Origin of the sequence: Methylibium sp. Pch-M (assembly GCF_004136295.1) — a bacterium.
In the GTDB taxonomy this organism is placed as follows: Bacteria; Pseudomonadota; Gammaproteobacteria; order Burkholderiales; family Burkholderiaceae_C; genus Methylibium; species Methylibium petroleiphilum.
The window spans coordinates 3,829,045-3,846,514 of the sequence record NZ_CP029606.1; the positions used below are offsets into that span (position 1 = coordinate 3,829,045).

The 17,470-nt window shown below is 69.7% G+C and carries 23 protein-coding genes; 15 read left to right on the plus strand and 8 right to left on the minus strand.

Translation table 11 applies throughout. From position 1 onward, the window contains the following. Position 1 precedes the first annotated feature (1 nt). Positions 2–547, minus strand: coding sequence for an NUDIX hydrolase (locus C1M51_RS18365; protein ID WP_129451945.1), 546 nt, complete (start codon positions 545–547; stop codon positions 2–4). 104 nt (positions 548–651) lie between these two features. On the opposite strand from C1M51_RS18365, the gene C1M51_RS18370 reads away from it, so the two are divergent. Genes C1M51_RS18370 through pgeF form a run of 3 tightly spaced genes read left to right on the plus strand, consistent with a single transcriptional unit; the run spans position 652 to position 2,782 of the window. Next, positions 652–1,359 carry a fumarylacetoacetate hydrolase family protein gene (locus C1M51_RS18370; RefSeq protein ID WP_129452271.1) on the plus strand — a complete coding sequence of 236 codons (708 nt, stop codon included), beginning with the start codon at positions 652–654 and terminating at the stop codon, positions 1,357–1,359. A gap of 11 nt (positions 1,360–1,370) precedes the next feature. Beyond that, entirely contained in the window at positions 1,371–2,012 is a 642-nt protein-coding gene (maiA, locus tag C1M51_RS18375) for a maleylacetoacetate isomerase (RefSeq protein WP_129451946.1), read from the plus strand. 59 nt (positions 2,013–2,071) lie between these two features. Beyond that, positions 2,072–2,782, plus strand: coding sequence for a peptidoglycan editing factor PgeF (gene pgeF, locus C1M51_RS18380; protein ID WP_129452272.1), 711 nt, complete (start codon positions 2,072–2,074; stop codon positions 2,780–2,782). Here pgeF and C1M51_RS18385 read toward each other — a convergent pair. Next, a complete protein-coding gene (locus tag C1M51_RS18385) occupies positions 2,696–3,034 on the minus strand; it encodes a hypothetical protein (protein WP_409072615.1) in 339 nt (112 codons plus the stop codon). The genes pgeF and C1M51_RS18385 overlap by 87 nt on opposite strands. 72 nt (positions 3,035–3,106) lie before the next feature. Between C1M51_RS18385 and C1M51_RS18390 the strand changes: the two genes are divergently transcribed. From C1M51_RS18390 to phbB, 3 genes are all read left to right on the plus strand, one after another. Beyond that, positions 3,107–4,789, plus strand: coding sequence for an alpha/beta hydrolase (locus C1M51_RS18390; RefSeq protein WP_129451947.1), 1,683 nt, complete (start codon positions 3,107–3,109; stop codon positions 4,787–4,789). 77 nt (positions 4,790–4,866) lie between these two features. Next, complete coding sequence (locus C1M51_RS18395; protein ID WP_129451948.1) at positions 4,867–6,048, plus strand: acetyl-CoA C-acetyltransferase; 1,182 nt, start codon at positions 4,867–4,869, stop codon at positions 6,046–6,048. Between the two features lie 113 nt (positions 6,049–6,161). Then, complete coding sequence (phbB, locus tag C1M51_RS18400; RefSeq protein ID WP_129451949.1) at positions 6,162–6,899, plus strand: acetoacetyl-CoA reductase; 738 nt, start codon at positions 6,162–6,164, stop codon at positions 6,897–6,899. 56 nt (positions 6,900–6,955) lie between these two features. Here phbB and C1M51_RS18405 read toward each other — a convergent pair whose 3' ends face one another. Together C1M51_RS18405 and lexA are read right to left on the minus strand one after the other, a co-directional pair. Continuing rightward, a complete protein-coding gene (locus C1M51_RS18405; protein ID WP_129451950.1) occupies positions 6,956–7,285 on the minus strand; it encodes a hypothetical protein in 330 nt (109 codons plus the stop codon). 123 nt (positions 7,286–7,408) lie between these two features. Next, entirely contained in the window at positions 7,409–8,086 is a 678-nt protein-coding gene (lexA, locus tag C1M51_RS18410) for a transcriptional repressor LexA (protein WP_011829461.1), read from the minus strand. Positions 8,087–8,181: 95 nt separating this feature from the next. Here lexA and C1M51_RS18415 point away from each other — a divergent pair, with 95 nt between their 5' ends. Then, positions 8,182–9,132: an asparaginase gene (locus C1M51_RS18415; RefSeq protein WP_129451951.1), complete on the plus strand. Its 951-nt coding sequence runs from the start codon at positions 8,182–8,184 to the stop codon at positions 9,130–9,132. Between the two features lie 12 nt (positions 9,133–9,144). Here the strand turns inward: C1M51_RS18415 and C1M51_RS18420 are convergent, their stop codons facing one another. Genes C1M51_RS18420 through C1M51_RS18430 form a run of 3 tightly spaced genes read right to left on the minus strand, consistent with a single transcriptional unit; the run spans position 9,145 to position 11,385 of the window. Beyond that, positions 9,145–10,101, minus strand: a complete 957-nt coding sequence (locus tag C1M51_RS18420; RefSeq protein ID WP_129451952.1) for an NRDE family protein — start codon at positions 10,099–10,101, stop codon at positions 9,145–9,147. Next, positions 10,089–10,406: a DUF4936 family protein gene (locus tag C1M51_RS18425; protein ID WP_242499822.1), complete on the minus strand. Its 318-nt coding sequence runs from the start codon at positions 10,404–10,406 to the stop codon at positions 10,089–10,091. Before C1M51_RS18425 ends, C1M51_RS18420 begins: the two co-directional genes overlap by 13 nt. Positions 10,407–10,413: 7 nt before the next feature. Then, a complete protein-coding gene (locus C1M51_RS18430) occupies positions 10,414–11,385 on the minus strand; it encodes a folate-binding protein YgfZ (protein WP_129451953.1) in 972 nt (323 codons plus the stop codon). A 44-nt stretch (positions 11,386–11,429) separates the two neighbouring features. Here C1M51_RS18430 and mltG point away from each other — a divergent pair, with 44 nt between their 5' ends. The 8 genes from mltG (at position 11,430) to C1M51_RS18470 (ending at position 17,166) form a co-directional block, all read left to right on the plus strand. Continuing rightward, positions 11,430–12,443, plus strand: a complete 1,014-nt coding sequence (mltG, locus tag C1M51_RS18435) for an endolytic transglycosylase MltG (protein WP_207207777.1) — start codon at positions 11,430–11,432, stop codon at positions 12,441–12,443. Further along, complete coding sequence (gene tmk, locus C1M51_RS18440; RefSeq protein ID WP_129451954.1) at positions 12,440–13,084, plus strand: dTMP kinase; 645 nt, start codon at positions 12,440–12,442, stop codon at positions 13,082–13,084. Before mltG ends, tmk begins: the two co-directional genes overlap by 4 nt. Beyond that, complete coding sequence (gene holB / locus C1M51_RS18445) at positions 13,075–14,154, plus strand: DNA polymerase III subunit delta' (RefSeq protein ID WP_310733936.1); 1,080 nt, start codon at positions 13,075–13,077, stop codon at positions 14,152–14,154. Before tmk ends, holB begins: the two co-directional genes overlap by 10 nt. Next, positions 14,154–14,540 carry a PilZ domain-containing protein gene (locus tag C1M51_RS18450; protein WP_207207778.1) on the plus strand — a complete coding sequence of 129 codons (387 nt, stop codon included), beginning with the start codon at positions 14,154–14,156 and terminating at the stop codon, positions 14,538–14,540. The genes holB and C1M51_RS18450 overlap by 1 nt, the downstream gene beginning before the upstream one ends. 90 nt (positions 14,541–14,630) lie before the next feature. Next, a complete protein-coding gene (locus tag C1M51_RS18455) occupies positions 14,631–15,443 on the plus strand; it encodes a TatD family hydrolase (RefSeq protein WP_129451957.1) in 813 nt (270 codons plus the stop codon). Positions 15,444–15,451: 8 nt separating this feature from the next. Continuing rightward, the gene (locus C1M51_RS18460) at positions 15,452–16,078 is read left to right on the plus strand and encodes an ankyrin repeat domain-containing protein (protein ID WP_129451958.1); all 627 of its coding nucleotides are present in this window, start codon (positions 15,452–15,454) and stop codon (positions 16,076–16,078) included. 135 nt (positions 16,079–16,213) lie between these two features. Beyond that, a complete protein-coding gene (locus tag C1M51_RS18465; protein WP_129451959.1) occupies positions 16,214–16,462 on the plus strand; it encodes a hypothetical protein in 249 nt (82 codons plus the stop codon). 212 nt (positions 16,463–16,674) lie between these two features. Then, positions 16,675–17,166 carry a hypothetical protein gene (locus tag C1M51_RS18470; protein WP_129451960.1) on the plus strand — a complete coding sequence of 164 codons (492 nt, stop codon included), beginning with the start codon at positions 16,675–16,677 and terminating at the stop codon, positions 17,164–17,166. Positions 17,167–17,240: 74 nt separating this feature from the next. Here the strand turns inward: C1M51_RS18470 and C1M51_RS19030 are convergent, their stop codons facing one another. Then, positions 17,241–17,411: a hypothetical protein gene (locus C1M51_RS19030; RefSeq protein WP_165349719.1), complete on the minus strand. Its 171-nt coding sequence runs from the start codon at positions 17,409–17,411 to the stop codon at positions 17,241–17,243. Positions 17,412–17,470 lie beyond the last annotated feature (59 nt).

A 17,470-nucleotide genomic window follows, 5' to 3' on the forward strand; every position in this document is an offset into this window, starting at 1 on the left:
CTCACGCGATATCGGCACAGTGCAGCCCGAATTGACCCCCGGCCCGGTCGGCGAAGTAACGGCGCAGCGTCTCGGCCGTCGTGCGGAAGGCCAAGTGCTCCCACGGAATCTCCGCTTCGCGGAACAACGCCACCTCCAGCGATTCGACGCCGGGGGCGAAATCGAGGTCCTGCAGCGCGGCGCGGTAGAAGAAATGGACCTGGCCGACCCGCACCACGTTCAGGACCGAGAACAGCCCCTGCAACTGCACGCGCGCGCCGGCCTCCTCGTCGGTCTCGCGCAGCGCGCCTTGCTCCAGCGTCTCGCCGAGTTCCATGAAGCCGGCCGGCAGCGTCCACAGACCGTGGCGCGGTTCGATGGCCCGCCGGCACAGCAGCACCTGGTCGTCCCAGGTCGGCAGCGTGCCGACCACGTTCAGCGGGTTCTCGTAGTGGATCGCCTCGCAGACCGTGCAGACCGCGCGTTCACGGCTGTCGTCGGCCGGAATGCGGTAAGCGACAGCACCTCCGCAGGTCTTGCAATGCCGGAAACTGCGCGCGGAGAACATGGCGAGCGAGTGTACCGGGGCCCTGGCGGTGAACGCCTCGATGCCCCACGCCTCAGGTCGCGTGGCATCATCGTCGGCGACCTGTCGATGTTCTCGCGATGACCATGCCGACCTTACGCCACGTGTTCGATCTTCCCGCCGCGCCGGGCGTGCCGGTGCAAGGCCGCAGCGAGCGCTTTCCGGTGCGTCGCATCTACTGCGTCGGGCGCAACTACGCCGAGCATGCCATCGAGATGGGCCACACCGGCCGCGAGGCACCGTTCTTTTTCATGAAGCCGGCCGACGCGGTGCTGGCGGTGGACGCCGGAGCGATCGGCGAGATGCCCTATCCGGGCCTGACGAAGAACCTGCATCACGAGGTCGAGCTCGTGGTGGCCCTCGGCAAGGGCGGGCGCGACATTCCCGCAGCGGCCGCCCTCGACCATGTGTGGGGCTACGCCGTGGGCCTGGACATGACCCGGCGCGACCTGCAGAACGACATGAAGAAGGCCGGCCGGCCCTGGGAGATCGGCAAGGGCTTCGAGGCTTCCGCACCCATCGGACCGCTGACGCCGGCTGCGCAAGTGCCTGATATCCACACGGCGCCGATCGTGCTCGACGTCAATGGCACGGTGCGACAGGTCAGCCACATCGACCGCATGATCTGGAGCGTGGCCGAGATCATCGAGCACCTGTCGGCCGCATGGACGCTGGCGCCGGGCGACCTGATCTACACCGGAACGCCCGAGGGCGTGGCGGCGGTCGTGGCCGGTGACCTGCTCGAGGCGCGCGTCGAAGGCCTGGAGCCGCTGCGCGTGCGCATCACCGGCTGAGCGGGCGCGCCGTGGAGCTGTACAGCTACTTCCGCTCCTCGGCCGCCTTCCGTGTGCGGATCGCACTGGCGCTCAAGGGGCTGGCCCACGATTACCGTGCGGTGCACCTGGCGCGCAACGAGCACCTCGCCGCGGCCTATGGCGCGGTGTCGAGCGCCCGGCTCGTCCCGCAGCTGATCGACGGTGAGGCGTCGATCAGCCAGTCGCTGGCGATCATCGAATACCTCGACGAAGTGCACCCGCAGCCGCCGCTGCTGCCGGGCACGGCACTCGATCGGGGGCGCATCCGCTCGCTGGCGCTCGACATCGCCTGCGAGATCCACCCGCTGAACAACCTCCGGGTGCTGCGCTACCTGGTGCGCGAACTGCAGGTGGGCGAGGACGCCAAGAACGCCTGGTACCGGCATTGGGTGGAGCAGGGCCTGGGCGTGGTCGAGCGACGGCTCGTGCAGGAGACCGGCTCCGGGCGGTACTGCCACGGCGATGCGCCCACGCTGGCGGACTGCGTGCTGGTGCCGCAGATCTTCAATGCGCAGCGCTTCGATTGCCGGTTGGATCACGTGCCTACGGTGATGCGGGTGTTCGAGACCTGCATGGCCGAGCCGGCCTTCCAGCGCGCGCAGCCTTCGGCCTGCCCGGATTTCGAGCCGTGACCGACCCTCTCTCCGAGGCGCTCCGGCCTCGCTTCGCGACGGCCCGGGTCGGTGCGCTGATGAGCACGCGCGCCGGCGGCGTGAGCAGGGGCGTGTTCGAGTCGCTCAATCTCGGCAGTGCGGTCGGCGACGATCCGCTCGCCGTGGCGGAGAACCGGCGTCGCTACGCGGCCGCACTGGGCGGCACGCCGGTCTTCCTGCGCCAGGTTCACGGCGTGCATGCGCTGCGTCTGCCGCTGACCGAACCCTCGGACTCCGTGCCCGAAGCCGACGCCTGCTGGACCACCGACCCTGGCGTGGCCTGCGTGATCCAGGTCGCCGACTGCCTGCCGGTGCTGTTCGCTGCGCCGGGAGGCCTCGGCGTCGCTGCCGCTCACGCCGGCTGGCGAGGTCTATCGGCCGGGGTGCTGGAAACGACCGCGTCGGCCCTGTGCCAGGCAGTCGGCTGCACCACGGCCGAGTTGGAGGCCTGGCTGGGTCCCTGCATCGGGCCGCGGCAGTTCGAGGTGGGGGCCGACGTGCTGGCCGGCTTCGGCGTGTCGCCGGCAACGCCTCATGCGCGTTTCAAGCCCCACGCGGCGGGGAAGTGGCTGGCCGACCTGGCGGGCCTGGCGCGTGACCGCCTGGCGGCGCTCGGCCTCGGGCGCGTCGAGGGCGGAACCTGGTGCACCGTCGAGGAGACCTCACGGTTCTTTTCGTTCCGTCGCGACCGTCCGCGCCATGGCAACAGCGGGCGCATGGCTGCTGCCATCTGGATCGAGCGGCGGTGAGGCCTGCGATGCTTCGGCGCGACGCCGCGCGGCACGACGCGCCGGCGTCCCCAGCAGATAGATCATCAGCGCCACCGGGCCCAAGCCGTACAGCAGGAAGGTGAAGAACGCGCCGAGCACGCTGCCCTGGCTGTGGGTGGCTTCGGCGGCGGCCATCAGCAGTGCCACGTACAGCCAGGCGATTGCAACCAAGTACATTGGATTCAGTTCTGCGCAAGGGTGAGTCGCATAATGAATCAGGGCTGCAAGCAACGGCAAGGGGTTCAGCGAAACTTCGTGTGCAGCCGACCATCGTAGGCGAGTGGCCGACAGGCGAGGAGACACATGAACACAGGCGCAACCGGTTGGGGTGGCGTTGCCCCGGGGATGGACTTCGCCCAATCCGCGCAGCAGTTGGCCCAGGGCTGGACCGAGGCCCTCAAGGGCATGACGGGCGTGCAGCTTCCGGCCGACGCATTGCCCGCGCTGCAATCGACCTACCTGAGCGAAGCGGCCGCACTCTGGAACCAGGCGACGCAGGGTGCCGATGGGGCTCCACCGCCCGCCGACCGGCGATTTGCGGCCAAGGACTGGATGTCCAACCCGGCGGCGGCTTTCACGGCGGGCATGTACATGCTCAACGCCCGCACCTTGCTGCAGCTCGCCGACCAGGTGCAGGCCGACGAAAAGACCCGGCAGCGCATCCGCTTCGCGGTCCAGCAGTGGATCGACGCGTCGTCGCCGGCCAATTACCTGGCGCTCAACCCCGAGGCCCAGCGCAAGGCAATCGAGACCCAGGGCGAAAGCATCACCCAGGGGCTGCAGCACCTGTGGCACGACGTGCGTCAGGGCCACCTGTCGCAAACCGACGAGAGCCTGTTCGAAGTCGGCCGCAACGTGGCGACGACCGAAGGTTCGGTGGTGTTCGAGAACGCGCTGTTCCAGCTGATCGAGTACAAGCCGCTGACGGCCAAGGTGCACGAGCGGCCGCTGCTGATCGTGCCGCCGTGCATCAACAAGTTCTACATCATGGACTTGCAGCCCGAGAACTCGCTGGTGCGTTATGCCGTGAGCCAGGGGCATCGCGTGTTCATGCTGAGCTGGGTGAACGCCGACGAGAGCCTCGGCGACAAGACCTGGGACGACTACATCGAGCACGCCGTGATCCGCGCGATCCGCGAGGTGCAGGCGATCTCGAAGCAGGGACAGATCAACACGCTGGGCTTCTGCATCGGCGGCACGCTGCTGGCGACCGCACTGGCCGTGCTGGCCGCTCGCGGTGAGCAGCCGTCGGCGAGCCTCACGATGCTGACCAGCTTCCTCGATTTCTCCGACACCGGCGTGCTCGATCTGTTCGTCGACGAGCAGATGGTGGCGATGCGCGAGATGGCGCTCGGGCAGGGCGGCCTGCTCAAGGGCAAGGAACTGGCGGCGACCTTCAGCTTCCTGCGCCCCAACGACCTGGTGTGGAACTACGTGGTCGGCAACTACCTGAAGGGCGAGACGCCGCCGCCCTTCGACCTGCTGTACTGGAACTCCGACAGCACCAACCTGCCGGGGCCGATGTACTGCTGGTACCTCCGCCACACCTACCTCGAGAACAACCTCATCAAGCCCGGCAAGGTGACGGTGTGCGGCCAGCCGCTCGACCTGCGCAAGGTCAACCTGCCGACCTTCATCTACGCCTCGCGCGAGGACCACATCGTGCCGTGGCAGAGCGCCTACGCGACCGTCGAGGTGCTGCCGGGCAAGAAGCAGTTCGTGCTGGGCGCCTCGGGCCATATCGCCGGCGTCATCAACCCGCCGACGAAGAACAAGCGCAGCCACTGGATCAACAGCCGGCTGCCGAAGACCGCCGACGCCTGGTTCGAAGGCGCCACCGAGCATCCCGGCAGCTGGTGGCCCGCCTGGACCGACTGGCTCAAGCCGCTGGGCGGCAAGCTGGTGCCGGCACCGAAGGCCCCCGGGGACCGCAACCACAAGATCATCGAGCCGGCACCCGGCCGCTTCGTCAAGGCCAAGGCCTGACCCCTCCCGCACCGTCCCTTTTCATTCCACCGCGGAATCGCCCATCCCGGTCACTTCATTCAGCAAGGAGAATTGCCATGACCACCGACATCGTGATCGTCAGCGCCGCCCGCACCGCCGTGGGCAAGTTCGGCGGCACGCTCGCCAAGACTCCGGCGCCGGAACTCGGCGCCGCCGTGATCCAGGCCCTGCTGGCGCGCAGCGGCCTGTCCGGCGAGCAGATCAGCGAGGTGATCCTCGGTCAGGTGCTCACTGCAGGCAGCGGCCAGAACCCGGCGCGCCAATCGGTCATCAAGGCCGGCCTGCCGCAGGGCGTGCCGGCCATGACCATCAACAAGGTCTGCGGCTCCGGCCTGAAGGCCGTGATGCTGGCAGCCCAGGCCATCCGCGACGGCGATGCCGAGATCGTGATCGCCGGCGGCCAGGAGAACATGAGCCTGGCGCCGCACGTGCTGCCGGGTTCGCGCGACGGCCAGCGCATGGGGGACTGGAAGCTGGTCGACACGATGATCGTCGACGGCCTGTGGGACGTGTACAACCAGTACCACATGGGCATCACCGCCGAGAACGTGGCAAAGAAGTACGGTATCACGCGCGAGCAGCAGGACGCGCTGGCACTGGCCTCGCAGCAGAAGGCGGCCGCCGCCCAGGATGCCGGCAAGTTCAAGGACGAGATCGTGCCGTTCAGCATCGCCCAGAAGAAGGGCGACCCGATCGTGTTCGCGGCCGACGAGTTCATCAACCGCAAGACCAACGCCGACGTGCTGGCCGGCCTGCGCCCGGCCTTCGACAAGGCGGGCGGCGTGACCGCCGGCAACGCCTCGGGCCTGAACGACGGCGCGGCCGCGGTGCTGGTCATGAGCGCGAAGAAGGCCGATCAGCTCGGCCTGAAGCCGCTCGCACGCATCGCTTCCTACGCGAGCGCCGGCCTCGACCCGTCGCTGATGGGCATGGGCCCGGTGCCTGCCAGCAAGCGTGCCCTGGAGCGGGCAGGCTGGAAGCCGGCCGACCTGGACCTGCTGGAGATCAACGAGGCCTTCGCGGCCCAGGCCTGCGCGGTCAACAACGAGATGGGCTGGGACACCAGCAAGGTCAATGTCAATGGGGGCGCGATCGCCATCGGCCACCCGATCGGTGCGTCGGGCTGCCGCGTGCTGGTCACGCTGCTGCACGAGATGCAGCGCCGCGGCAGCAAGCGGGGCATCGCGTCGCTGTGCATAGGCGGCGGCATGGGTGTTGCATTGACCGTGGAGCGCTGAGGAGCAACGGCGCATTCATTAAGGGTGAGCCCGGATCGGGCGAATACCCTTGACCCACGCATATCGGCACGCGACGCTAGAGCGGCCATGACAAACCACAGAGGAGCAGAACAATGAGCAAGAAGGTCGCATACGTCACGGGGGGCATGGGCGGCATCGGTACCGCGATCTGCCAGCGTCTGCACAAGGACGGATTCACCGTCGTGGCCGGCTGCGGCCCGAGCCGCAACTTCAAGAAGTGGCTCGACGAGCAGGCCGCGCTCGGCTACGGCTTCCACGCTTCGGTGGGCAACGTGGCCGAATGGGAGTCGACCGTCGAGGCCTTCAAGGAAGTCAAGGCGCAGCACGGTCCGGTGAGCGTGCTGGTGAACAACGCCGGCATCACGCGCGACGGCATGTTCCGCAAGATGACCCGCGACGACTGGAGTGCGGTGATCAGCACCAACCTCGACAGCCTGTTCAACGTGACCAAGCAGGTGATCGACGAGATGACCGATGCCGGCTGGGGCCGCATCATCAACATCAGCTCGGTCAACGGCGAGAAGGGCCAGTTCGGCCAGACCAACTACTCGGCGGCCAAGGCCGGCATGCACGGCTTCACGATGGCGCTGGCCCAGGAAGTGGCCAGCAAGGGCGTGACGGTCAATACCGTGAGCCCGGGCTACATCGGCACCGAGATGGTCCGTGCGATCCGCCAGGACGTGCTCGACAAGATCGTGGCGACCATCCCCGTCAAGCGGCTCGGCACGCCCGAGGACATCGCCTCGATGGTGTCGTGGGTGGCCTCCGAGGAGTCCGGCTTCGCGACCGGCGCCGACTTCTCGGTGAACGGCGGCCTGCACATGGGCTGACGGCAAAGAGCCGGGCGCAAGGCCCGGCTCGTATCCGGCGGCGGGCGCCTGGAAACTCAGGCCCGCCGGTCTTCGATCGCTGCCAGGCTCTCGAGCGCTGCGCACACCTCGGCGAACGACCCGCCGATCGCAGCGCGCCGCTGGTCCTCGGGGTCCATGGTCATCCAGAAGCGCCTCGCGGCGCGCCGCGCGTTCTCGATGCCGGCAACGCGGGGCAGCGCGGCCCTGAAGGGAGTGACCGGCCGGGGTCGCGGCGTGGTGGCTGCGACGGGGCGGGTGCGAAATGCCGGTGACCTGAACACCAGCGCCGGTACCGCAGCAGGCGCGGGGGCCTGGAAGGCGGTCTGCCACCAGCGCCGCAAGGGGTTCCAAAAGACCGTGACCATGGTGAATCTCCAATCGGAAGTTCAGCAGGATTGATGTCGATGGGCCTGGTCCGCGGGATAACACGCCGTTCGGCGCGCATGCCCACCACCCGCGGGGGCCATGAATTCAGGCGCCAGCCGGTCTTACATGAGCAGGGTGTTGCGGATGAGCCCGACGGCCAGACCCTCGATCTCGAACTCACCGCTCTCCGGCGTGACGACGATGGGCTCGAAATCCGGGTTTTCGGGCAGCAGTTCGATCGTGCCGCGCACGCGCCGGAAGCGCTTGACCGTGACCTCATCGCCCAGGCGGGCGACGACGATCTGCCCGTTCTTGGCTTCCCGGGCCTTCTGCACTGCGAGCAGGTCGCCATCGAGGATGCCGGCGTCGCGCATGCTCATGCCCCGCACCTTGAGCAGGTAGTCAGGCCGTCGCGGGAACATGCTGGCCTCGATCGCATAGCTCTGGTCGATGTGCTCCTGCGCCAGGATGGGGCTGCCCGCGGCCACACGCCCGACCAGCGGCAGCATCAGCTGCGACAGGCTGGGCAGCGGCAGCGAGAACTGCTTGTTGCGCAACTGGTTCAGCGAACGCAATGTGTCAGACTTCAGACGGATGCCCCGCGAGGTGCCGCCCACCAGTTCGATCACGCCCTTGCGTGCCAGGGCCTGCAGATGCTCCTCCGCCGCGTTGGCAGAACGGAAGCCGAGTTCTGCGGCGATTTCGGCGCGCGTGGGCGGTGATCCGGTGCGCTCGATCGAGGTCTGCACCAGATCGAGGATCTGCTGCTGCCTGGCGGTGAGCTTGGGGGCGTCGTCCATGCGGGTGCTCCTGCGGTGTCGGGAGTCGGGCTGTCACCAGACCGGCGCACTGAATTTTTATCCAGTGACTGTATTTTTATCCAGCTTTCCAGAAAATGCAAAGCCCTGAACCCCAACCCGTGGCGCGCGTCGTGATTCTGGCCACCGGCGGCACCATCGCCGGTACCGCGGCCACAGCCACCGACAGCCTCGGCTACACCGCAGCGCAACTGGGCATCGCGCAGCTGCTGGCCGCCGTGCCGGCCTTGGCCGGCCTGCCCATCGAGGCGGAGCAGGTGGCCCAGATCGACAGCAAGGACATGGGCATGGCGGTGTGGCGCGCACTGGCCCGCCGCGTCGCACACCATCTCGCCCGTCCGGAGGTGAGTGGTCTGGTGGTCACCCACGGCACCGACACGCTGGAGGAAACCGCCTACCTGCTGCAGCGCGTGCTGGCACCGTGCAAGCCGGTGATCCTGACCGGTGCCATGCGGCCCGCCACCGCCGTGCAGGCCGACGGCCCGCAGAACCTGCTCGATGCGGTTGCGTTGGCGCGCGAGCCCGGCGCGGCAGGCGTCTGCGCCGTGTTCGCCGGCTCGGTGTTCGGTGCCTTCGATGTGCGCAAGCGCCATACGCACCGGCTCGACGCGTTCGGCGCTGGCGATGACGGGGCCATCGCGCTGATCGAAGGGAGCAGGGTGCGGCACCTGCGCGCCTGGCCGGCGGGCCTGCCGCTCGGCATCGGTGTCCTGGATCGGCCCGAGCCGCGCGTCGAGATCGTCGTCAGCCACGCCGGTGCGTCGGGCGCGGTGGTCGAGGCCTTGCGGGCGCAGGGCGTCGATGGCCTGGTGGTGGCCGGCACCGGCAACGGCAGCCTGCACCACGCGCTGGAAGCGGCGTTGCGGAGTGCCCAGGCGGCTGGGGTCGTGGTGCAGCGCTGCACGCGCGTCGCCGACGGCGCCGTGCTGCCGACCGGTCACCACGACGCATTGCCGATCAGCGAAGCCCGAACGCCGGCCCAGGCCCGCATCGAACTGATGCTCGCGCTGATGGCGCGCGGCGCCTGACGCCTCGGCGGCTCAGCGCGCCGGCTTGAGGACCCCGCGCGCGCGGGTGCGCCGCGGAGGCGTGCTGGCCTTCGCCGGCAGCGCGCCGGGCTCCTCCACGGTGCTTTCCGACACCGATTCGGCCGCCGCGTGCGGCACCTGTCCCACGCCGCTGTAGCGCGGCGGCCAGTCCACCAAGCGCGAGCGCCGCAACAGGGCGACGCCCGCGCCGACGGCATAGCTGCGCTCGAACACGTGCGTGACGAGCTGGCGCTTCACGCGCTCGGTGATCACCAGCGTGGAGCAGCGCGTGCCGTAGCGTCCATCCGCCGTGCGTATGAAGGCGGCAGAGAGTTGCGCCTCCAGCTCGCGCGGAATGCCGGTCGACGGCAGCTCGGCATCGGCCGCCATGCTGCGGTCCACCAGCGCTTCGAACAATCGACTGGCGAGCGCATCGACCGGCTCTTCCGCAGCCGTTTCAGCGAGGGCGCCTTTCACGTGTGCCTTCAGGTGCTCGACCTTGGGCCACGGTGTGTCGAGCGCTGCGTTCGACAGCCCGTAGAGGCCACGCTCGATGCGGCGCGGCAGCGCCGTCGCACTGCTGGCCCAGAAGCATTCGCCGCGCGCGAAATCGGCCGCGACGAGATTGAAGCCGTTGTAGCCCGACACGGCCACACGGGTCCAGAAGCGGTCGAGCGGCTGCTCGCCATGCAGCCAGTGCGGCACCAGGCTGCCGCGCGAGGGCGCCTGGGCGTCCTGCCTGCCCGGCGCCCGGACGTTCGTGACCAGCGCCAGGCGACCGGCGGCGGTCAGGCCCAGCCAGGTGCCACCGGCCTGCAGGTCGCGACCGCCCAGGATGTCGGGACCGCCGCCCTGGGGCGTCCACCAGGCCAATCGCGCGGTCGGACGATCGAAGAACTCGTCGCGGTTGGACGCCAGCACCAGCGGGAAGCGCCGGTCCTGGTCGAGCGCCAACGCTACGAGGCACATGCGACGAAATGCTCGACGTGGCGAGCGCCGACCAGCCAGGGCGCAAGCCCCCGAGCGGCCCGTTCGACATCGGCCGCCAGCGCGGCCGGATCGGAGTCGGGCGGCAGGCCGTAGGTCTCCATCCAGGTGTGCAGGCCCTCCTGCGCTACGGGCCGGCGCAGCAGACGCGCATCCAGCCCCGGATGGGCTGCCTGAAGGGCGATCTGCATCGCCGTTGCAGCCGCCACCAACTTGTCGGCGTGCACGTCGCGAACGCGGTAATAGATGAACAGCGCGTGCTGCCCCATCGGTGAGACAGCTTGCATCGCTGCTTCAGGCCGCGTTCTCGCGCGGCACCACGTAGGGCAGCGCCATCGGCTGCAGCCTGGCGCCGCCGACGCGGCCGAGGTGCAGGCTGCCGTCGTCGAGCGCCGCGAGCTTCAGCTCGACCAGCGCGTCCCACCCACCGCCGGGCGCCGGTGCCGCCAGCGCGATCTGGCCGCTGGGCTGAGCGTCGTCGCCGCTCCAGAAGACCTCCTGGCCGGGCAGGGCCGCATCGTCGCCATGAACCAGCGCGGCGCGGCGCTTGATCGTGCCGCGGTACTGGCTGCGGGCCACGATCTCCTGGCCGGGGTAGCAGCCCTTCTGGAAGTTCACGCCCCCCACCAGCTCGTAGTTCAGCATCTGGGGCACGAAGGCCTCGACGGTGTTCGCCACGATGGGCGCGACGCCGCTGTGCACCTCGAGCCAGTCCCAGCGGTCCAGTGCGAGCGCGGGCAGGGCATTCAGCACCGCATCGGCGTCCGCCGCGGGGCCGGCCCACAGCCAGCGCGCCTGGCCAGCGCCGTCGGGCAGCCGGACCAGCAGCGCCTCGTCCAGCGCATGCCGCGACCAGACCGCACCGCTCACCGCCGCGGGCAGTACCTGCGTCAGCCAGGCCGCGGCGCTGCGGCCGGTCAACCCCAGCAGCACGGCGTCGTCGCCCCCTTCGCTCAGTTGTGCCTTGGCACGCAGCACGAACATGCGCAGGCGCTTGAGGGTCGCGGGCAGCACATCGCTGCGGCAGGCCAGCCAGATCTCGTCGTGGCTGCGCTTGAAGGCCACGAAGCTCGCGAGCATGCGGCCCTTCGGCGAGCAGTAGGCGGCGAACCGCGCCTCGCCCAGGCCCAGCCCGGTCATGTCGTTGGTGAGCTGGCCGTGCAGGAAGCTCGCGGCGTCGGCACCGGCCGCGCGGATCACGCCGCTGTGCAGCAGACGCACGGCGCCGTCGGCCACGGAGGCGCTGGAGGGGAGGAGGGTCGACATGGCCTGATTATCATCAGCGTCGACATGAAAGTTCTCTCCCGACGATGAAGCGCGCACTGAAGCGAGGGCTGTTCCTGCTGCTGGTGCTGGCGTTCGCCGGCGTTGGCCTGGGCGCCTGGTGGCTGACGCAGCCGCTGGCACTGGCCTCGCCCAGCGTCGAGCTGTCGGTGGAGCCGGGCACGTCGCCGCGCGAGATCGCCCAGGGGTGGGTCGACGCGGGGGTCCGTGCGCCGCCGCTGCTGCTCTACGAGTGGTTCCGCTGGTCCGGCCAGGCGCGCAAGATCCGCGCGGGCAGCTACGAGATCGGGCCCGGCACCACGCCGCTCGCGCTGCTGAACAAGATGGTGCGCGGCGACGAAGCCCAGGCCACCGTGCGGCTGATCGAAGGCTGGACCTTCCGGCAGTTCCGCGCCGAACTCGCAAAGGCCGAGGCGCTGAAGCCGGACACCGCCCAGATGAACGATGCCGAAGTGATGGCGGCGCTGGGCTCACCGGGCCGATCGCCGGAAGGCTGGTTCTTCCCCGACACCTATGCCTACAGCAAGGGGGCGAGCGACCTCGCCGTGCTGCAGCGCGCCCACCGCGCGATGCAGCGCCGCCTCGAGGCGGCCTGGCTCGAGCGGGTGCCCGACACGCCGTTGAAGAGCCCCGAGGAGGCCTTGACGCTGGCGTCGATCATCGAGAAGGAGACCGGCCAGGCGGCCGACCGCGGCAAGGTCGCCAGCGTGTTCGTGAACCGGCTGCGCATCGGCATGCCGCTGCAGACCGACCCCACGGTGATCTACGGGCTCGGCGAGGCCTTCGACGGCAATCTGCGGCGGCGCGACCTGCAGGCCGACACGCCCTACAACACCTACCTGCGCGTGGGCCTCACGCCGACGCCGATCTCGATGCCGGGGAAAGCCTCGCTGCTCGCGGCCGTGCGGCCGGAGACGAGCCGGGCGCTGTACTTCGTCGCCCGCGGCGACGGCAGCAGCCAGTTCAGCGACAACCTCGCCGACCATAATCGGGCGGTGAACCGATACCAGCGCGGCGGCGGTCGCGGCCCCACGCCATGAGCGCTCCCCTCGCGCCGCCGGCCGGGCGCTTCATCAGCTTCGAGGGCATCGACGGCGCCGGCAAGTCGAGCCACCTCGATGCCGTGGCCGAGCGCTGGCAGCGTCGCGGCCTGGAGGTCGTGCGCACCCGCGAGCCGGGCGGCACACCCCTCGCCGAGACCCTGAGGGAACTGGTGCTGCACCAGGGCATGGATGCACTGACCGAGGCGCTGCTGATCTTTGCGGCGCGACGCAACCATCTGCAGCAGTGCATCGCGCCTGCACTCGAGCGCGGCGCCGTGGTGCTGTGCGACCGGTTCACCGATGCAACCTTCGCCTACCAGGGGGCTGGCCGCGGCTTCGACCTTGCGGTGCTGACCACGCTGGAGAGCTGGGTGCAGCGCGGCCCCGACGGGCTGCGCCAACCCGACCTGACGCTGTGGTTCGACCTGGATCCGGCCGTGGCCGCGCAGCGCGTGGCGGCTGCGCGCGCACCCGACCGCTTCGAGCGGCAGGACGAGGCCTTCTTCCATCGCGTGCGCGACGGCTATCGGGCGCGTTTCGAGGCCCAGCCGGAGCGCTTCGTGCGCATCGATGCCTCTCAATCGCGCGACCAGGTGGCGGTGCAGATCGCGGCCGTGCTGGCGGAGCGATGCTGGTGAGCGCCTGTCTCGACGACGGACTGCTGCCCTGGCTCGAGGCCCCGCTCGCGCAGGCGCTGCACGGCACGCGCGGTCATGCCCTGTTGCTGCACGGCATGCAAGGGGTAGGGCAGTTCGAGCTGGCACTCGCGGTGGCGGCGGCCTGGCTGTGCGAGGGCGATGACCCGGTGGCGCGCCCCGGTGGCCGCGCCTGTCTGTCGTGTTCGGCCTGCCGGCTGATCGCGGCCCGCACCCATCCTGACCTGATGGTGCTGATCCCCGAGGCGCTGCAGGAAGCCCTCGGGTGGTCGGGCGGCGATGAGGCCACCGACGGCGAGGGTGGCAAGGGCAAGGCCAAGCCCAGCCGCGAGATCAAGGTCGAGGCGGTCCGCGCGGCGGTGGCCTTTGCCCAGCAGACCTCGTCGCGCGGTGGCGCCAAGGTGACGGTGATCTATCCGGCCGAACGCATGAACCCCGCGAGCGCCAACACCTTGCTGAAGACCCTGGAGGAGCCGCCGGGGAGGGCGCGCTTCGTGCTGGCCAGTGCCGCGCCGCAGCGGCTGCTGCCGACGGTGCGCAGCCGCTGCCAGACGCTGCGCCTGCCCCTGCCGGCGCCCGATGTCGCCGCCGCCTGGCTGGCGACGCGGCAGATCGCGCAACCCGAGGTGCTGCTGGCCGCGGCCGGCGGCCAGCCGCTGGAGGCCCAGGCGCGGCTCGCGCTCGGCGTGGATTCGGCAGCCTGGCTGCGCCTGCCGCGCGAGGTGCTGGCCGGCCAGGCCACTACCCTGGCGGCCTGGCCGCTGCCGATTGCGATCGACGCACTGCAGAAGCTCTGCCACGACCTGCTGGCCGTCGCGGTCGATGCGCTGCCGCGCTATTTCCCGGCCGATGGTCTGCCGGCGGGCGGCGACCTGGCCCGCCTGACCGACTGTGCCGCGGACCTGCGTCGCGCCGCGCGACACGCCGAACACCCGTGGAACGCCGGACTCGGCGCCGAGGCCCTGGTGCTGCGTGTGCGCGGGGCCGTGCGGGGAGGCAACGAGGGCGATGCGCAACACCCTCGCGGCCCGTCATTGGCTACACTGAAGTGATGAACGAACCGAACGCCCGGAGCCCTGCGAGCGCTGCTGCAAACAGCGCGCGCCCGAGCGTGATCCAACTCGTGTTCCGCGAGAAGGGCGCGCTGTACGCCGCCTACATCCCGCTGTTCGCCGAAGGTGGCCTGTTCGTGCCCACCACGCGCGAATACCGGCTCGGCGAGGACATCTACCTGCTGCTCTCGCTGCCCGACGATCCGCAGCGCTACCCGGTGGCCGGCAAGATCGGCTGGGTCACGCCGGCCAATGCCTCCGGGGGCCGCACACAAGGCGTCGGTGTCCGCTTTCCGACCGACGAGAAGACCCGTCTGCTGAAGGTCAAGATCGAGGAAATCCTCGGCACCTCGATCTCCTCGGCCAAGCCGACGCAGACCATCTGATCCGCGGCTGGATCGGCCGACCCGAAGAGGGCGGCCTGCCTGCGCAACGCCGATCGTTCCCCTGCCTTCCCTCTGGCGAATCTGCCCGCGATGTTCGTCGACTCCCATTGCCACCTGAGCTTCCCCGAACTGCAGGCCGACCTGCCGTCCATCCGCGCGGCGATGGCGCGTGAGCGGGTCGATCGCGCCCTGTGCATCTGCACCACGCTCGAGGAGTTCGACGCCGTGCACGCACTCGCCACCGGCCACGACAACTTCTGGTGCAGTGCCGGCGTGCACCCCGACAACGAGGGCGTGCAGGAGCCGAGCGTCGCGGACCTGCTGGCGCTGGCGGCGCGCCCGCGCGTCGTCGCCATCGGCGAGACAGGGCTCGACTATTACCGCCTCGGTGAGCGCAGCGTGGATGACATGGCATGGCAGCGCGAGCGCTTTCGCGTGCACATCCGGGCCGCGCGCGAAAGCCGCCTGCCGCTGATCATCCACACCCGCAGCGCCAGCGACGACACGCTGGCGATCCTGCGCGAGGAGGGCGCCGGCACCGACGGTGGCGTGACCGGCGTCTTCCACTGCTTCACCGAGACCCGCGCGGTCGCGCGTCAGGCGCTGGACCTTGGGTTCATGATCTCGTTCTCCGGCATCCTGACCTTCAAGAACGCTGCCGAACTGCGCGAGGTGGCACGCGAGGTACCGCTCGATCGCTGCCTGATCGAGACTGACAGCCCCTACCTCGCGCCGGCCCCGCACCGCGGCAAGACCAACAATCCCTCCTACGTGCCGCTGGTTGCCGCACAACTGGCGCAGCTCAAGGGCTGCTCGGTCGAGGCCGTCGCTGCGGCGACGAGCCGCAACTTCGAACACTTGTTCGGCCCGACCGTGCGGCTGCAGGAGTCCGCCGAAACTTGATAAATGACATGAAAAAGCTGATCTATCTGCTTGTCGCCCTGTCATTTTCATCAGCCAACGCCGGCTCCTACGACGACTTCTTCCGGGCCGTCGTCAGCGACGACAGCGCGGCGATCCGCAAGCTCGTCGCGCTCGGTTTCGACCCCAATTCGCCCGATCCCAAGGGCCAGCCCGCCATCACCCGTGCGCTGTTCGCCGAGTCCGCCGGTGCCGCGCTGACGCTCGCGCGCCTGCCCGGCACCGACCCCAACGCGCGCAACACCGCGGGCGAGACGCCGCTGATGGTGGCCGCTCTCAAGGGGCAGCCCGAGGTGGCCTTGGCACTCATCGAGCGCGGCGCGATCGTCGACCCGCCGGGGTGGACGCCGCTGCACTATGCCGCCGCAGGCAATTCGCAGCCCGTGCTCGAACTGCTGCTGAAGCGGGGCGCCGTCGTCGACGCCCGGGCGCCGAACGGGCGCACCCCCTTGATGCTGGCCGTGCTGCACGCCAGCGAAGACCTGATCGAGGCCTTGCTGGCCGCCGGCGCGGACCCGCAGGCGCGCGAGCGCAACGAACTCACCGCGGCCGACCTGGCGCAGCGCGCCGGGCGTGAACGGCTCGCGCTGCGGCTCGCGGCCTTGCCGGCGCGCTGAGGGCTGCGGCGCGGCCTCGATCCGACAGCGTGTCATCCAAATTCCGACACGCCGTTTGGCGCCGGGACGACTACGGCAGGCCGCACGGCCTGCCTACATTGGGATCATCGTCACGCCACCTTCGAGAGGGACCGCATGCTTCCGATCCAGATCACGTCGAACCCGTTCGCTTTGCTGATGGAGCCGGAAGCGGTGGTCCAGGCGATGGAGCACTCCGATCGCCTGAACCGCCTGCAGCGTCGCATCTGCCGCCCGCTGGACAAGCAGACGCTGACGCCCGGCGAGGCCGAAGCGGCATCCTTCGATCGCGCGGTCGAGGCCGAGCCGGAAGCGGACTCGGAGCCGTTCATCGCCACGTCGTCGGGCGCGGCCGGGTTGATCTGAGCGTTCGAGCACGCTCGAACGCCGCATGGGCGGCGTTGAGGAGGTCCAAGAAGGGGCTGAACTTCATGGGAGAGTCAGCCCTTCAGGCGGCCTGATAAACCGCGCCAATGTATATTATGTCAACTGTCATGGGCGTTCTGGCCCTGCGGCGCGCCCTGCGCCGATCCCGTCCTAGGGATACAGAACCGGCGTTCGCGTGACGATGACACGCCATGCTGAACCGGCTGCCGCGGCAGCTCCCCGCGTTCCCTGACTTGCTGGCCGACCTGGGCAACCCAGGCTCGGCCGCGCTTGGCCGCGCCCTGGGCGTGACCGACCGAACCGTGCGGCGCTGGCTGGCCGACGGGCACGCGCCGCGGCCGGTGCTGCTGGCGCTGTTCTGGGTGACCCGCTGGGGTCAATCGGAGGCGTCCTGCGAGTCGCACAACAGCGCCGTGATGCACGCCGGCATGGTCGGCTGCCTGCAGCGCGAAATCGCAGCCCTACGCCGCGAGCTGGCCCGCGTGGTGAGCCTGGGCGAGTTCGGGTGTGCCAACAGCCCCAGCATCGAGCATGGGGGCCAGCAGGAACCACAGGACGACGGCCGGCGCGACGGTGGCGCCGAAGTCGAGCCACTCGGGCCGGTGCCGGTCGCGGTGGGCAAGGTCATAGAGTTCCTTCCCCGCCGCGATCGCCAGCACGACACCGAGCGCAGCCGGGCCTGAGCCCAGCAGCGCCCAGGCGAGCAGGAACACGACCGCGCCGACGGCCGCATGCTTGAGCTTGTCCGGTGCGATCTTCACAGGATCGTGACCATGCGGAACTGCCCGCGCTCGTCGGTGTAGCCGCCGACCTGGGCGCCCGTTCCAGCTCGAGCTGGCATCGTCGCCTGTCGCGTGCGATCGAAGGCGCGCAGCAGCAGCGCGGCGCCGACGGCCGCGGCGATGCCCACAAGCACCTGCTTTGCCATGCTCACTTCTTGCGACGGCGGAATTGGCCGTTCTTCTTGCGCGGGGGGAGTCGCTTCGC

Coding starts and splice junctions, on each gene's coding strand:
- C1M51_RS18365 (WP_129451945.1), bottom strand. CDS start 547: ATGTTCTCCGCGCGCAGTTTCCGGCATTGCAAGACCTGCGGAGGTGCT.
- C1M51_RS18370 (WP_129452271.1), top strand. CDS start 652: ATGCCGACCTTACGCCACGTGTTCGATCTTCCCGCCGCGCCGGGCGTG.
- pgeF (WP_129452272.1), top strand. CDS start 2,072: ATGAGCACGCGCGCCGGCGGCGTGAGCAGGGGCGTGTTCGAGTCGCTC.
- C1M51_RS18390 (WP_129451947.1), top strand. CDS start 3,107: ATGAACACAGGCGCAACCGGTTGGGGTGGCGTTGCCCCGGGGATGGAC.
- C1M51_RS18395 (WP_129451948.1), top strand. CDS start 4,867: ATGACCACCGACATCGTGATCGTCAGCGCCGCCCGCACCGCCGTGGGC.
- phbB (WP_129451949.1), top strand. CDS start 6,162: ATGAGCAAGAAGGTCGCATACGTCACGGGGGGCATGGGCGGCATCGGT.
- C1M51_RS18405 (WP_129451950.1), bottom strand. CDS start 7,285: ATGGTCACGGTCTTTTGGAACCCCTTGCGGCGCTGGTGGCAGACCGCC.
- lexA (WP_011829461.1), bottom strand. CDS start 8,086: ATGGACGACGCCCCCAAGCTCACCGCCAGGCAGCAGCAGATCCTCGAT.
- C1M51_RS18415 (WP_129451951.1), top strand. CDS start 8,182: ATGCAAAGCCCTGAACCCCAACCCGTGGCGCGCGTCGTGATTCTGGCC.
- C1M51_RS18420 (WP_129451952.1), bottom strand. CDS start 10,101: ATGTGCCTCGTAGCGTTGGCGCTCGACCAGGACCGGCGCTTCCCGCTG.
- C1M51_RS18425 (WP_242499822.1), bottom strand. CDS start 10,406: ATGCAAGCTGTCTCACCGATGGGGCAGCACGCGCTGTTCATCTATTAC.
- C1M51_RS18430 (WP_129451953.1), bottom strand. CDS start 11,385: ATGTCGACCCTCCTCCCCTCCAGCGCCTCCGTGGCCGACGGCGCCGTG.
- mltG (WP_207207777.1), top strand. CDS start 11,430: ATGAAGCGCGCACTGAAGCGAGGGCTGTTCCTGCTGCTGGTGCTGGCG.
- tmk (WP_129451954.1), top strand. CDS start 12,440: ATGAGCGCTCCCCTCGCGCCGCCGGCCGGGCGCTTCATCAGCTTCGAG.
- holB (WP_310733936.1), top strand. CDS start 13,075: ATGCTGGTGAGCGCCTGTCTCGACGACGGACTGCTGCCCTGGCTCGAG.
- C1M51_RS18450 (WP_207207778.1), top strand. CDS start 14,154: ATGAACGAACCGAACGCCCGGAGCCCTGCGAGCGCTGCTGCAAACAGC.
- C1M51_RS18455 (WP_129451957.1), top strand. CDS start 14,631: ATGTTCGTCGACTCCCATTGCCACCTGAGCTTCCCCGAACTGCAGGCC.
- C1M51_RS18460 (WP_129451958.1), top strand. CDS start 15,452: ATGAAAAAGCTGATCTATCTGCTTGTCGCCCTGTCATTTTCATCAGCC.
- C1M51_RS18465 (WP_129451959.1), top strand. CDS start 16,214: ATGCTTCCGATCCAGATCACGTCGAACCCGTTCGCTTTGCTGATGGAG.
- C1M51_RS18470 (WP_129451960.1), top strand. CDS start 16,675: ATGCTGAACCGGCTGCCGCGGCAGCTCCCCGCGTTCCCTGACTTGCTG.
- C1M51_RS19030 (WP_165349719.1), bottom strand. CDS start 17,411: ATGGCAAAGCAGGTGCTTGTGGGCATCGCCGCGGCCGTCGGCGCCGCG.